The organism is Flavobacterium marginilacus (assembly GCF_026870155.1).
Taxonomy (GTDB): Bacteria; Bacteroidota; Bacteroidia; order Flavobacteriales; family Flavobacteriaceae; genus Flavobacterium; species Flavobacterium marginilacus.
Genome location: NZ_CP113975.1, coordinates 3,037,244 through 3,053,562, shown reverse-complemented (window position 1 = coordinate 3,053,562; position 16,319 = coordinate 3,037,244). Strand labels below are relative to the sequence as shown.

The window sequence follows — 16,319 nt, the reverse complement described above, 5'->3', positions numbered from 1 at the left end:
TTATTCTTTTATTAATGGATAACCATGAAAAGTTCCTGTTCCGTTATTTCTTACCCAAATATCTGTAGCTTTTTTTACGCTACCATCGGGCATATTAACTGTTGATGTACTTCCAGATGGCAATTCGAAATAGCCTCCTTCGCCACTTTTAAGAGTAGCAGCTTTTTTTCCTGCAAAATCTAAATCAGACTTACTCCATTGACCTTGTGGTAAATTTGTTTTTTTAGCAGTAGCTAATCCTTCTTTCCAACTAACACCATGTTTTTTACTGCCATTGTATTTTGCTTCTGGTTTAAGAGGAGCAGGTTCTTTGGAATCAGAAGAATTACTATTGGAATTACCCTCACTACTTCCTTTATCATTCAAATCATTTGACATACTAAGGAATCTTGCTCCTCGTTTAAGTAAATCTAATTCTGCTGTTATACCTACTCCTGCACCATGCAACGCAACTGCTCCTCCAGCTATAGCTCCTGCACCAAACGTTTCTCCTCCTGTGGTTAATGCCAGTCCTCCACCAAAATTGACTTGATTTCCTCCTTGTAACATTGCTGCTACATCACCAGTTATTCTACCAGCAGTATATATCCTTTGATCTCTTATACTTGCAAATTTATGAATAGTTTCAGTACTTGTAAATCCCTTATATGCATCAAAAGCTCCAATTGAATTTGCATTCATTATAGACTCTCCATATCCTATTGTAAAAATCAATAAATCCCTTCCTGTTGACATTCCTAATCTTGCTGCTTTTGATATTACTTGAGTCATTTGCGCAGCAGTAGGAGATTTTTCTAGACCTTCTAAATCAACAAAATTAATAGGATCATTTTCAGTGAATGAATAAGGTGAATTCCATGGATAATCTTTAGCTAAAGGATCCACCGCAAAGAATCTACCAATCCTCGGGTCGTGCATTCTAAATTCATAATTCAAAGAATTCCCTTCACCTTTAATTTCGTTGTCCATTTCCTGACCTTGGAAGCCGTAACGGTAGGCTGGCGTTGACCCGTGGCGGTTTGGCACGAGCATCCCAAAAGGATAATAATCAGAATAACTAAGAACGTCTGCTGTAAAATGATCTTGAGAGAAAAGACTGCGATCTGAAATTACCGAAAGAACGTTACCTAAGTGGTTCGATAATTCATATTGTTTGTCTCCTACAAAACGATAAAATGCACTTGGCTCTGCAGCAACAGCTTCAGTTCCTTTTCCTTGAGCCAAGCCTTCGCAAAGATCTCCAATACCATTGTTGTTGGTATCTTCCTGGCCTGGATTGTAAATGGTTCTGCAATTGTCACAAACATCTCCAATACCATCCGGTTTTGATGCGCCGTTTTCGTCAACATCATTGTCAGCTTGGTCAAAGTTAGCATTATTTTTGCAATTATCACAAGCATCACCTATGCCATCTCCATCAGAGTCCAACTGATTGCCAACACCTGGTATGGATTCTTGTAATTTGCCATTGGCAATTAAACTGCAATTATCACATACGTTTCCAACGCCATCACCATCGTCATCTTCCTGTCCTGGGTTAAAGGTATTCGGGCAGTTATCAAGAATATCTTTTACACCATCTCCGTCTTTATCCCCCTCTTTAGAACCGCAATACGTTTCTGCAAATTGAAGACCAGTACTTAATGTCATACTATGTCCGGTAGAAGAGCTAGCTTGACTTGCACCAATTCCTTCATCTAAGCTAAAATTATTGGTTAGAATTTCTTCTTTTTGCTGACCATTATTAATGGTGTATCCAAAATCACACATTTCATTGATTAGTCCAGGGTATTTTTTGGTACTGTCTTTTTCGTTATCTGGACGATAATTGATTTCGGTATAACCTAGACTATTATTAGGCAGATGAATGTTAAGTTCATCTGCTCCTTTTTCCATGCCCTTGTTTTCAGCGCCATTAAATTCAGGTATAGTAGTACCCGCAACTGTTGTATAAACGTTTCCGTTTACAGTAATAATTACATTGTAATCTGCATTAGAATTGTTACTTTGTGTAATCTCGGTTTTTATATCCCATTCATTTTCAGGAATAGGAGGTGAGACAATTTTATATTCTGTAGTGTATTTATTACTTCTGAATGAATAACGATCTCTCTTTTTCAATTTTTTCCAAATATAATAATGGTTGTGATCTCTTCGGTATTTAATTAACGAAACCACAGGTGTATATCCACCAGTGCCAGTGTTATCTTTTTGGACAGATAATAAAACTGAACTTAAAAAAGCAACAGAATGATCGCCAGGCCACGAGTCACCTTCTTTCGAGGTTCCATGTAAGGCTGCAATTAGATTGACACCAGTATTGGCTGGATCAATTTTAAGATGTCCGGTTAATACTATTGATTTAGTTTTTTGTGTTAAATTGTCAAATAAATTGATTGTGTTTTCTGGTTTCTCTACCCAATTTGCACTATTTGATGTACTTATAAAATTCAAACCTGATTGAGTAGTAACAGCCGTTGCTGCAGTTAATGCAGTAGGTTCCTCATTTACTAAAAGTTTACTTGATGAAGCACTCATCCTGAGCTGCTGTGCTTGTGCTACAGTTGCACTGATTTGTGTTCTGCGTTTTTCAACTCCAAGACGGCTGCTGCCATAAATGTCCTGTTCTACAAGATAGTAAGTAGTTTGGTTACCTTGTTTGATCATTTCGTAGGTGCTCAAAACATTCCCTTGAGCATCGCGCTCGTAGTAAGTTGTGGTTGTTTTTGTACCGGCAGTTACAGTTTTTGCAATTCGGTTTCCTAGACCATCATATTCAAAACTAATAACTGTTCCGTTATCTTTAGTAACCGATTTTACTTTGCCATCTACACGCCAGTCAACAAGTATTCCTTCTTGTTTATCATGTGTGAGCTGACCTATAGAGTCGTATTCGTAGTTTTCTTCGTCAGTCTGGTTGTCAATATCCAATGAGGTATCATTTGGATCACCATTTGTAAATGTATTAGCTGCAATAGCATCGTTTACCTGTCTTAATTGGTTGCTGCCTGTATTATAATGATAGGTTAGCTTATCCATAGGAGTGATCACTCCTTTTAAAGGAGCTGCAGCATTAAGACTGTACAGATTTCCGTTTCGGTCGTAGCTGTAATTAGACCAGTATCCATCCGAAATATTGCCAGAAGAAGAAATAGACTTTGATGTCATATCCTTGATTCTATTCAGCTGATCGTATTTGTAATAATTGAATTGTGTTGGAATATTATTCTGATTATTATCTGTCAATGAAGTTACCATTTCTTTGATATTTCCATTGTACAGATTGTTATCCTTCTCTAAAGTCTGTCCTTTGCTAAAGCTAAAAATAGCATTGTCTCTACCTACACCAGAACGGGATTCATAATCACCTTTATAATAATTTAAAGCAAAACCAAAAGCATCTTGAGCCACACTCAGTCCGTCCTTGCCTGCATCATTGGCTGCATCCAGTTTTTCGGAGTTAACACCTTTTAACCAGCCTTGCAGCGTATAGATATAATCAAGCCCCTGAACCTTCTTATCTCCAATTTCTAGACGTGCCAACGGACCGTGATCATAGTATAGATAATTAGCTTCTTTCTCCCAGATTACATTGTCTTTACTGGTATAAACCTGTAGAATTCTGTTATCAGCATCATATTCGTATCGGTGTATGAATTGCTCTTTTGGGTTATTAGGCTGGTAGGTTACTCTGTTTACATTACCACTGATTAAGTCATAATCATATACCACTTTTTTGGTGGCCATCCCCATATCTTTTAATGACTTATTATTGTTGATGTTATGTACGAGCTCTTTTACATTGCCATGAACATCATAATCATAAAATATACCATTTGCATAGGATGTGACAGGAGTTTGGCTATTGAGAGTATCAAAATATAAAACGGCTGTAACCCGTTTATGGGTATTGTCTGAACCATAAGCGGTAAACCAGCTTTGAGTATCCTTTACAGGTATGTCATAAATAGTTTTGGTTGCCTGTTCAGATTCGTCTGCAATATTGTAAGGGTAATTAATGGTTTTATCCACTGCATCAACAGGAACAAGAGTTCCGCTGGCAAATTCGAGTCTTCCTTCGTCGTTTATATGCAATACTACATCCGTTTTCTTTGTAAACTGCCCAGCTTCGGTAATTCTGCCAAGACCATCGTAACGGGTGTAACTAAATTGTGAATCTTTTTTCTGATTACCATTTTGGCTCGCAACAATTCGTCCCAAGGGATCGTATGCAAAGAATGTTTCTCCGCCATCCGGTGTTTTTTGCCATACCAATTGATTTAATGAATTGTAGCGGTATTGCGTCTGCATTTGATGACTAGGTGCTACTTTTAGAGCACTAACCGTATTGAGTTCATTTTCGGTCTGCTCTTTTCGAAGAGTATTAATAAAATCATTATCTGAATCAGTTAACTTTAATCGGTCAATACCTTGTGGAGGAATGGTTTGAGATAAATTTCCTGCCTGATCATAGTAATACAGCGTGTATTGGTATTCTTTATCTACAGCTCTTTGTGTTAATGTTTCATTTATGCCTTCAAGTGCTGCTTTAAGATAGTTTTGCTTAAAAGCTTCTTTTTTATCGGTATAAAAAGACTCCGATATTTGTTGAATATTGGTGTCAATTATAGCTTTTTTATAAATTTCGCAAGGAGTTTTAGTTCCATCTTCTATTTCTGTTTTAAGGCTAAATGTTGGCGCCATAGATGCTGGAGCACAAATTTGGTTGCTTACTACATAAGCATCGGCAAAAGTGTTCCAATTTTGGGTTTCTGCTTCAGTATTCGTTTTTTGCTGATCGATATAAGCATAATAGGCATCAATAACATTTGGAGTTTCGTCGTTACCATATTTTAGTTTGGTGCTGCCGAATTCTGCAATGGTCAGAAATAATGGATTTTGAGCTGTTGTAATATTAAATTTTGCTAAATAAGCAAGATAGTGTGTACTGATGTATCCATAATTGGCTTCACAAAAGAACTTTCCATCATCCTTCAATTTAGCAGGAATTTCATAGTCAGGTACTTTTGCCTTTAAACCTGTTTTAAACTCATTCCATTTATCGCCGCATATTACTGGTGCTACTGTTGGCGGTACACAGGTTGAATTACAATTTGGAGTTCCTACTTGGAGGGTTGTTACGGAATTTGAGAGTGATCGAGCGGTTAATAATCTTGAAGTAGAAGCGTTATTATGTCTAGTAATAACGCCATTTGAATCCATAGTGATATCATACAAATTGCTAGTACTTTTTGAAGCAATTTTTGTTGTTTTTGATTGCTCTAATGGTTCGCCTAGTGTGAAAAAATTACATAAATTAAGTGCTACTCCACTCGAAGATGGCCCTCCTCCTCCAACATACCAAACAAGAAAATCGAGTCTCCCATCTCTTGAAATTACTGTGTTACCCGCAGAGTCGATATAATTAATTTCAATAAGAGAATAATATTCAGTAGATGGTTTGACATCAATTGAATTAATGTGCTTCATGTTGATAAAATTGCCAAAAACTCGAATAGAACCATTATAAAAATCCTGATTTGAGCCCCAATAAGGAAAGTCTGAAAAATCAATTCCTAATAAATTTTGTCCTTGATACACACGATAAGCATCAAATATGATTGGAGCTACTAAATTTACATTACTATGCCCCACGATATTAATCCAACGCTGTTTAATTTTAGATTTTTCTAAAAAATCAGCCATTATAGAATTAGCAGATGGATTTCTATAGCCTATCTCATTATCAACTCCAATTGTTACTTTATTTCCTGAAAACATATCAATTTCATGATTTCCAGGAAGTAAAAGATCATTTAATAGATCTTTCAAACCATTTTCAAACAGTAATTCATCAGTAGCATACAAATCATCGCAAGATATAACATGAATGGGTTCTGTAGGAATTATAGGGTAATCATTGCTCAAGAATTGACAAAAGCTTGATGGGGCAGCATAACGGGCAGGTGTTTGTGATACTTTATTTACTATATAGATATTATTCACAGTAATTAAGCTGTCATTTTTATCCAGATAAGTCACTATCGCAGTAGAAAGATTTGCATTAATTATGTCAACTGATTTTATTTCTTTAATTTGTAAAGCGTTTGGTATATTCAAATTTATTTGTGCATCTAGATAATGTTGTTGGTTATCCCCAAATTGCATTGATATTAAGTTTTCTTCTATTAAATGCTGAAAACTTCCCATTTGAATTGGTGAATTAAAGTCATCTCCATTAGGATTATTTGCAATAAGATTATAGCTTCTTAATGCTTGAAAATGTTGAATTAATTTTGAATTATCCCTAAAATATTTAGTTTGTGGAAATTCTGAAATATTTCTATTATTTTGATTTGGGTCATTTATGATCTCATTTAAAGCATTCTTTAAATTCTCTTCATAATCAGCTTCATCCTGAGCATTAAGCTGGCAAACTGGTGTTCCAGGTGTAGAAGCATTAGGGTCTCCGCAAAGATCTCCATATCCATCACCATCAAAATCATTTTCGCCGCAAGGTGCACAGCAGGCAAAATATAAGGCATTGTTTTTTCCTGCTGTTATCGTACAGGATCTTGTATCTAGCCTGTATCTTAAACCATTAAATTTTTTAGTAACTAATCGTACAATGTTGCTTTTTCCGTTAGCTTTTAGAACATCAATAAACAGGTCTTTGATGTTTTGAATACTCAAACTGGCGTCACCCGCATTTAATTTCATTCTAGCGACTTCATTGACAGTTATAGTAAAAAGTCTTTCGTTAGAAACTACTTCATAATTCCATTTTACAACATCGCCTGAGTTAATTCCAAAATAGGTACTTAAATTACCTGTTCTAAAAAAATCATTATTGGTGATATCTTGTGTCGTAGTTAATGTATTTTTCTCCTGCAGATCGAGTACCAAATCTTTTAATGCCGTACTAAAAAGTTCTTTTTTATTGCATTGTGTATCATCAGAGGCTATGGTTTCGCCTACGCCATTACCGCCTGTAAAGTGACATTCACCAACAGCTGCTTTGGTATACCCTTCAACGATTACTTCTTCGGGAGTTGCGCAGGTATTGGTTGCATTTTTACGAAGTATTGTGGCTAAAATACTAAATTTGTACGTTTTAGTAGACGCTTCGTATGATATATAATGAAAGTTTTTGAAACCTGATACATCAGCCCATTGCGGTGTAGTGCCACAAGGATTAGTATAACTATTTGAAGCAGGGTTAAAACTTACAAATTTTAATGTAATGGGTGTTGCAATACTGCTTGCAGACGATGCTGTAGTTGTATTATAAAAACCTATAGTGAGATCATATCCTTCCGTTTTTCCAATTATCATAGGCGAAGATGATGCCGTGCTTATATCATATCCTGGGTTTATTTGTGCATTGAATATGCCAGCTGTTAAATACGGCATACTTGAAGCCTTAGTATTTAATAATAATCCGTTTGACTGTATAGCAGGATCAGTTAAGCCTTTTAAAAAGGTTTCCATGTCTAATGCCAAAGGACACTTTCCTGTTTCAAGCAATAAATTACCATCAGCTTTAGCTTTAGCACTAGCTAAAATTTCTTGATCACTTAATCCTGCGTCATAGCTATAATCTGCTGGTACAAAACGTTTTTCTTTGGCTAGATAAAATGGAGCCGTTTCATCAGAACATACAGGCTCAAGACCATCTGATCCTGAAGGTATAGCAGGCGGCGCAGCTATAGCAGCATTTATTAAATTTGTGACCGCTGTAAAATTGCCAGTATATTTTTTAAATAAACTTGTGTAAGAGTCAGTACTTTTTGCATTACCAATACAATCGTTAATCCCTTGTTTTTTAAGAGCATAAATATGCCCGAAAACAGTGCGAGTTTTTTCTTTTAGAGCTATATAATAACTCTTAAAATTAGACCAGATTCTTTGTTTTAAATAAAGATCTGAAGAGCTGTTAATATAGTTTAATAAATCAGTGTTGCTTTTACTTAAAATGGTTTGATAATCATTTGCGATCATGATACCATTAGAAAAAGCTGCAAAATAATACGCCGTCTGGAGCATATTCATACTGACTAGCTGACCTTGTGAATTGGTAAATTTCATACCATCAAAGTTAGATTCTAAGCCTTCTTTCATGATGTTTTTTCGCAAGGCAAACTCTTCCGAAATATCGATGCTATTTGGAGAAGTATAGAAAGGATCTTCTGTATTCTGAATATTCAGTAATTTAGCAAGTTTTCCATTGGCTGAAAAAATACTATTGTCTGCAACAGGCTTCGTCACCGCATCATAATAATCGAGTTCCCTTAAGGTTTCATCAAAGCCATCTGAGTTAGTACCATTAGTATCTGTTTTATCACAAATAGCTTTATTGTATATATAATACTGGTATTCTGGATGATAAGCCAATAGTGAATTTGCCCAGCTTGGTCTCCACTCTGCTAAAAAATCAGAAACATTATTCAGATATTTCGGTTCAACCAAAAACACATTAGGATCATCACTGGCTGGGTCATCTTCAATTTTAAAATCAGCTTCATTGGTTTCTTTGGTTCTCAAAGCAGGAGAATATAAACCTTCTTCATTTTTTACAACTCTAACAGTTGACGAAATACCATTCTCTTCTTTATAAGAACCATCAGAGGGATTTCGCCAATTATATCTTGAAGATTTTAATGAAATATTGGCATTGGTATTATCGGGGTCAATATCAGTAGTATTTTTGTAACCTCCGTACAATAATTGATTGCTGTCATTAAAAACACTTAAAGGATCTACATCAGTTGCGGCAGCAGAGTCTGTTTCTAAACCTGCAACTGAACCGTATTGTCCGTTTGGACTCATATCTGCCAGTAAAGTTTCCAGGTTAATATTGCAAAGGTTTACAGGCTGCTGACATAGTTCCCGGCAACTGGCAAGAAGTGCTTTGAATTCAGTTATATAATGCTGTGTGTAAATATTTTTTTCTTCGGAAGACAGTTCTCCTAAATTTGGAAGGCTGGCAAGATTATCATTAACATATTTTGTTTGTGCAATAATAATATAAGGTTCTCTTTCGGATTTATTCCCCAGACTATTTACATCAGCAGGAAGTTTAGATATATAAGCATCTTTATCAGATTGATTTGTTAAGTTTGAGGTTACCAAAGCTTCTTCACAGCTCCTGCAGGTAACATTACAATCCGTTTCCTGAATTACACTTTGAAACTGTGCAATCACTGGCTTGCAGGCTGTACCTTGTTTCAGCTGTTTAATATAATCATCTGCGTAGTCGTTTAATGCCTTTGTATCTACTTGCAGGGTTTTATTAAAATTATATTTACCTTCATTCAAAAAATCGAATGTATTATCATTTTTAGACTGCTTTCCTTCAAATTTTTTACTTTCAATATCTAAGATGGTTGGTGTGTAAGAACTGAGGCTAAATGTACCAATCTTAGAAGATAGTTCGGCTCCCTTTAAACTGTGTAATAATTCATTTGCACAATCATCAGTCATACTAATTGACCAATCATATACAAAAGGATAATATTTGTTAGTTAAACAATTGTCATTATAACTTCCGATAGTTTTATTTAATTTATAATTAAATGTGATACTGTCTTTTTTTACAACAGTGACAGAAGTATTTAGACGAATACCATCCTCGATTATATTATTATTTCCAGAAACATATTTATCATTGTTAACTAATAGATTAGTGGTTTTTCTCAAATGTAAACCAGCATCTGATTCATCTTCCAAAGAGATTAAATTTCCTTTCCTGTCTCCTGCAAGTGCAGTAGCAATAGTTCGGCCTTGTGGATCTAAATAGCTGACACTCGTTTGACCATTTGGATCTATGACTATGTTTTTTTTATAATGGGAAGCGTCTCCTACTTTATATCCAAAAAGTCTGTTTAGTTCTGATTGTGAAGGTGTACTATAAAAGTATTTCATTTCATGGCCTGATCCGATTTGATGATCTTTACCCACACCGCCTTTACTTTTGATACGTCCTGTATTATCGGGTGTGTATTCTATTTGTGAGAATGGAAGTAAATTCGCTTTAGGGACTAAATCCTGATAATTCTTCTGTTCATCGTTATTGCCAGAATAATATTTACTGGCTCCGCTTGTGTCTGACATATTATTGATAGGAGTTGGAGCACAGTCTTTGTCAGTGGATTTATCCCAATCAAAGTCATTGTGGGTATAGATTGAGGTTCCCTGACTATTTTTATTTAAATTAGGATAAAAATGCACACCTGAAGATTCTAAAGGGACAGGTAATACTTCTACTGCAGCCCGGCCTTGATTATCATAAATGACTTCGCCAACAACTGCCTTATTGTTCGAATTTATTCTAGTAACAGTTTGACGGTTTCGTAACGAACCATCAAAGTAACTCACTACTTCTTTTTTCTTTCCGTCTTCCGCAAATGAAGATTGATATTGCCAGTTTTTATTTCCTTTTTCATGATTTTCGTCAATTTCTAAATAATGTGACCAGTCACTAACTTTTGTATGCGTTTCTGCAAAACCAGAGGTCCAGGTTCCATAATAATTTTTAGAAATATCATCTAAAAATCGCCCAACAGGTCTTACTCTATAAACAAGATATCCTGTTGAATATACAATAGGAATCCTATACATTAAGCCTTTAGTTTGTATTCTGGTATTGTTTATTTTAAAATCCTGATCAGTTAGCGGAATATCTTTTGCTTCTAGTTTAGTGCGATCTTTACCAAAATTATCTATCCATGTCCACTCAAGTTCATATTCTACCGCTGGTGCATCATTGTCTTTATGCCAGGTTATGATAATTTCTTCTGCACCAGCACTTACACTGCTTACAGTAACTTCTTCTTTTTTTTCATTGTATTTTATTAGTTTATGCTCTAAAGGCAGAACAGAACTGAATTTGCTATTGCTTAATTGCAGGTTATAATAACGATCTGTGGTGAATTTTAATTCAAGATATGCTGATGAATTATTGACACTTGTAACCGAACCGTCTTCATTAAAATACTTAATAGATTCAATTATTACATCTGCTTTATGAATCCCCGGAAGTTCATACACTGCATAATCATCTAATTGTAACCCGCTAGTTACATTGTCATGTTTAATCTTTAAAGTGATTAAATTGGGGTAAGGAAAATTAATATTAGCAGCTTGACTTACATTTTTATATGAAGTTACTATACCTGAATTATCATATGCAGTAACTTTTAATTCTACTTCACATGAATAAATTTTTGAATATTCTGCTGCATCATTTTTATCGTCATTAAATCCAAAATGAATAGATACATTTGGATTTATTGAGGTAAAGATATTTTGTTTCTTTATATCGTTAAACTTTCCATCTTCAACTGATAAAGTAGTTTGATTTTTTAACTGATTCCCAGTTATTTTTTCACTTTTATAGGTTTCCTGCTGAGCAAATGCCAACAATGAAAGAAAGAAAAATGCAAATGCTATTAAGTATTTGTTAATATACATATATCTGGTTTTATTTATTGGAACTATTTCTTTGGTCAATAACTTCATAATACTTTAATCGATCTGCTGGTATGAGTTTATTTTTACCTATTGTTGTAAAATATGAGTTGTTTAAAAAAAGCGATGAATTAGCTGGTTTCCTGCTAAAACCGGAATTACTGACTTCTAATCTTGGTAAATACGATTTTGGTGCGCGATAATCTTTAGAAAAATTCACAGCTGTACTGTAATAAAAAATGGATTTCTGTAAAAAATATTTTTTTGAAATCTGTACAATTATTTTAGAATAGGGTAAATTCGAATAATTTTTTGCAATCAAAATTATTTCCCAATAAGTTTTAAAATCTTTAAAGGATTCAATTTTGCATAAATCCAATAAAGGTTTAATATCAAAATTTCCATTATAATTTTTTATTGGATCCGATATTTGAATCGCTTTTTCTAGATGACTGATTTTTAGATTTATACTTTTAGAATTCAGGATTTCAGTTTGGTCAATTTTCATGTATATCTCATTTTGAGAATTTTTACAAAAAAGTCCTTTATAAGCCTGCTCAGCTTTTTTTGAGTCTGCCGTTTTATATAAAATATAACTTGAATTATATTGAAGAGACTCAGCAGCACTATATATCTTTCCCATTCGCTGTAAAACTTCATTAACAGTTTGGGAGTATCCTATTGTACTGATTGTAAAAAAACTGATAAACAGTAGAGATTTATAAAACATAAATTAGTTTGTAGTATTAATAAAATTACCTGAACGGGTCTCCTGAATGGTTTTTACTCCTTTGGCAGTTTCCTTTTTTACACGAATCAAGCCCCCTTCATTATCATACTCATAAAAAGTTGAATAATTATTTTCATCCAATTCTGACATGAGTTTAAAGGTTTCCGAATCATAAACAAATGTTTTTATACTTCCATCAAGAGGATGTATTCGTATATCATCATAGTATACTGGAATTCCGTTGCTATTATTTTGAAGTTCAACACTGATTGTTCGGGTATCTTTTGGTATCATAAACTTACTGTTGATTCTTTGCCATCCATCAATAATATCTCCTGTTGCAATAAATTTCAGTGTAGCAATCCTGTGTAGTTCACTAGCATCAACATCATTGTAAAAAATTACATTTATGATTGCATTCTCGTATGTTTTTACTTGTATGAAAGATTCCTCTTTCACCCAAGCACTTAGCATGTATTCATTTCCAGGAATGGGCTGAAAAGAAAGACAGTCAGAACAATAATTTTTGTCCGTTGGTTTCCCGCAAGAAAAACCGCTAAGTTTTAGGTTGTCAGAGAGAAATGCTTCGTTTTCCAAAGTGCCAAGTGAATCGAAGTTTTCGTAACCGTAATAATCAAAATCACGCAAATTTTCCATATTTGCCTGTGGAAACTGAGTTTCTGGATAACTTAGTAAATATTTTAAAGATGTTCTTAGATTAGGGACAACTCTAGATTCACTATTTACTACGGCCAGTGGTTGTATATAATTAGGATCTTCATTACGAGCTAATAAACCTCCGTTAACACCTCCATCAACATAAAAACCATTTTCAATACCTAGTACATATAAATGGGGTTTGTCTATACTAGTATCAGTAGTACTTTTTGAATTATCAAAGTGAGACATTGTTTCTCTTAATGCACCTACATCTGAAGTTTCACAACCATCTGTAATCATAATAACAATACTAGGTTTCATTACAGAATTTAATGCAACATCTAAACCACTTTTCCAATAGTCTGAAGATTCACTAACACGACGTTTACCATTAACTGTACCGTAATTATCAATCCAGTTATTAAATTTCTTTAGTACGGCTGGATCATTAGTTACTTTAATTTGCTGTACATGATCTGTTCTTGTTTTTGTAATATCTTCGCTATCAGACATTCCTATTAAAGAAACATAGACTTCTGATTTTAACTTATCGTTGTCGTCGGCTTGTTGCTGAACGTATTTTTTAAGCTGCTTTTTTATTTTGCTTGCTTCATTTTGATCTATCGATCCAGACTCATCTATAACAAAAGCGATATGGGAAGTACAATATAAAGCAGAACAAAAGTCAATGTGGTTTACAAAACTTTCAAAAGAATCATTAGAATCTGTTCTCAATTCTGTTACAATTGTATTCGACTCATAATTATCTAAATTAAAATCGGCAATAACATTCCCATTCGTAGCAATTTTGACATCCAATTCTGGATGATCTGTAAACGAAAAGGATATAAAGCCTTCTTGTGTATTGTGAATAAAATTATAGATGCCTGGATTTTCGTCTTTGATATAAAAAGCTAAAGCTGTCAACTCATCACAAGTATAGCCGTCTGTGATAGTTTCTGCAGGAAGGCTAATTAATTTATTTAATAAAGTGGTAAAAATACCTTTGACAACAGGAGAATTTTTATTGTTTTTTGTACAGGAAACAAAAGGTTCACAAGTTTCGACTACAACTGTTTTAGTAAATTCAAATTCACACTCGTTATTTCGATATGCATTAAGATATATAGTGTAAGTTCCAGCTGTAGTAGGGGTAAAAGTATACAAACCAGTAGTGTTTGTAATAGGATTAAGGCGCTGGTTACTGCCTTCTTTTAGAGTATACCAATTGCAATTTATATTTGTAGAAGCTGTTTCAAAAGCAGTGTTGATTGGCTGGTTGATACAAGTAGTTTCAGGATTACAAGCAACAACTTCAATTAATTTTGTAAAAGTGGTTGTACACCCCATAACATCAACAGCATCTGCTTTAATGATATATGAACCAGACTTCCTAAAGTAATATTTATAGTTCCCCGAACTGTCCCCAATAACTGTATTGATTGCGACATTGTCAGAGGTCATTGCTGACCAATTATAAGTTAAATTGGCAGTAGTGGTTGTAAATGAAAATGTACTTTCGCTGTTGGTACAAAATTCGGCTTCAGGGGAATTTATCATTCCTATAGTTGGTGTACAGTTGATTACATTTAATTGAATTGAGTTTCTTATTAAAGTTAAATCAGTAATTTTTGGATTATTCGAAATACAATAATAGCTCCCCGCATCAGCAATAGTTAAATTAGATATCGTAAATTGTCTGTTCGTTGCTCCAACTATAACTTGACCATTTTTGTACCATTGATATGTATCATCCGGTGTAAATCGATTGTCTTCATACATACTCAAGGTTATAGTACTTCCAGATCCTTTCGTAATTGTTTTTTCATTATCTGTTTTGGATTGTGAGTTGTATCTAAAAGCTGAAATTTTGCTCTTGTAAACATCATATTGCGTGGCAAAATCTACAAATCGGAGTTTATTATCTGCAAAATCTAAATTATATAGTGATACAGAATTTGTGAAATCGGGAACTTTACCTTCTAATTGATTATTTGACAATCTAACTGCTTGAAGTTTTGTTAACTGTTCAATTTCATTAGGAATAGAACCACTTAGCTTATTGTAGAATAAAAAAAGAGAAACCAGCTTAGTTAATTGTCCTATTGTAGCTGGTATTGCTCCGCTTAATTGATTAAAAGTTATGTAAACATCCTGCAATTCAGTTAACTGTCCAATTGTAGCAGGTAATGTACCGCTCAATTGATTGCCATATAAAATAATTTGTTGCAATTTAGCCAATTGTCCTATTTCTGCAGGTATAGTTCCACTTAATTGATTATACCATATATTGATAGATTTTAGATTTGTCAACTGTCCAATTGTAGCAGGTATAATACCACTTAATCGATTACTACCAAAATCAAATGAATTCAATTGCGTTAATTGTCCTATTTCAGCAGGTATTGCCCCACTTAATTGATTTCTTGATAAAATAAGATTTATAAGTTGCGTTAATTCCCCAATTTCAGGTGGTATTACTCCAGTTAATTGATTATTATGTAATTCAAGTATCTGAAGTTGTCTCAACTGCCCAATTTCAGGAGGTATTGTTCCTGTTATGGAATTCCCAACTAAAGTAAGCCGCTTCAGTTCTGTTAGCTTTCCAATTTCAGGAGGTATTGTTCCACTTAATTGATTATTATTTAAAAAGATCCGCACAACATGTCCATCACTAACAGTAATTCCATACCAAGCTGCTGTTACAGGTGTATTAAAGTCCCAACCTGTTTTATTTGTCCAATTATTTCCATTAGTACTATTGTAAAGTGCTAATAATGCGTCTTTTTCTATTTGTGGAACATCTGTTTCAATTATTAAAGGATTGCTTGTTTTACTAGTTATCTTATTTTGAGTTATTGGTTTATTGGTTATGGTTTCTAAAGAATATTTAGACTCAATTTCCTCTAAAATTTTGGCTTGCTCTTTTTTCATCAAAATATACATAGAAATATAGTCTTGTCGCATCAATTCTATTTCACGATTTAAATCTTGCTTTGCAACACCGTGCGCTATTAATGATGCAGTAGTTCTGGTGGCATCAAAACCAGTACTTTCATCACTATAATCTTGTGCGAATGAAGCCAACGAAAAAAGCACCATACAGAACGTAAATATTGTATTTTTTTTAATTTTAATTTTTTTTTCCATATTTTTTCCATATTTTTTTAAAACTTTATAAATCTTTAAGATTTATTCTGTTAATAGTTTTTTTTAAAAAAACTTAATTTTAATTTAGCTATAATATAAAGTCAGTTTCAATTACAAGAAAAGTCTAATAAACCATTTAGAAGTGGGTATCTGCTTTTACTCATGTTCATCAAGCAAAGTTCCTTCTGAGTCTTTTAGAGTTAAGGTATAATAAAAAATTAGCTTATTCCTATCTCCATTATGTCAATAATCTAAATAATAAACATCAGAAGTATTACTTAAACTTAAAAATTGATTTGTACTTGACCTC

Annotated in this window: 3 protein-coding genes; all 3 read right to left on the bottom strand. The window is 33.8% G+C overall.

Features of this window, described 5'->3' with window-relative positions; all coding sequences use genetic code 11:
- Genes OZP07_RS13015 through OZP07_RS13005 form a run of 3 tightly spaced genes read right to left on the bottom strand, consistent with a single transcriptional unit; the run spans position 1 to position 16,009 of the window.
- Positions 1-11,472: an RHS repeat-associated core domain-containing protein gene (locus OZP07_RS13015; RefSeq protein WP_281635418.1), complete on the bottom strand. Its 11,472-nt coding sequence runs from the start codon at positions 11,470-11,472 to the stop codon at positions 1-3.
- A 10-nt stretch (positions 11,473-11,482) separates the two neighbouring features.
- A complete protein-coding gene (locus OZP07_RS13010; RefSeq protein WP_489886135.1) occupies positions 11,483-12,199 on the bottom strand; it encodes a LolA3 family protein in 717 nt (238 codons plus the stop codon).
- Positions 12,200-12,202: 3 nt separating this feature from the next.
- Complete coding sequence (locus tag OZP07_RS13005; protein WP_281635416.1) at positions 12,203-16,009, bottom strand: leucine-rich repeat domain-containing protein; 3,807 nt, start codon at positions 16,007-16,009, stop codon at positions 12,203-12,205.
- Positions 16,010-16,319 lie beyond the last annotated feature (310 nt).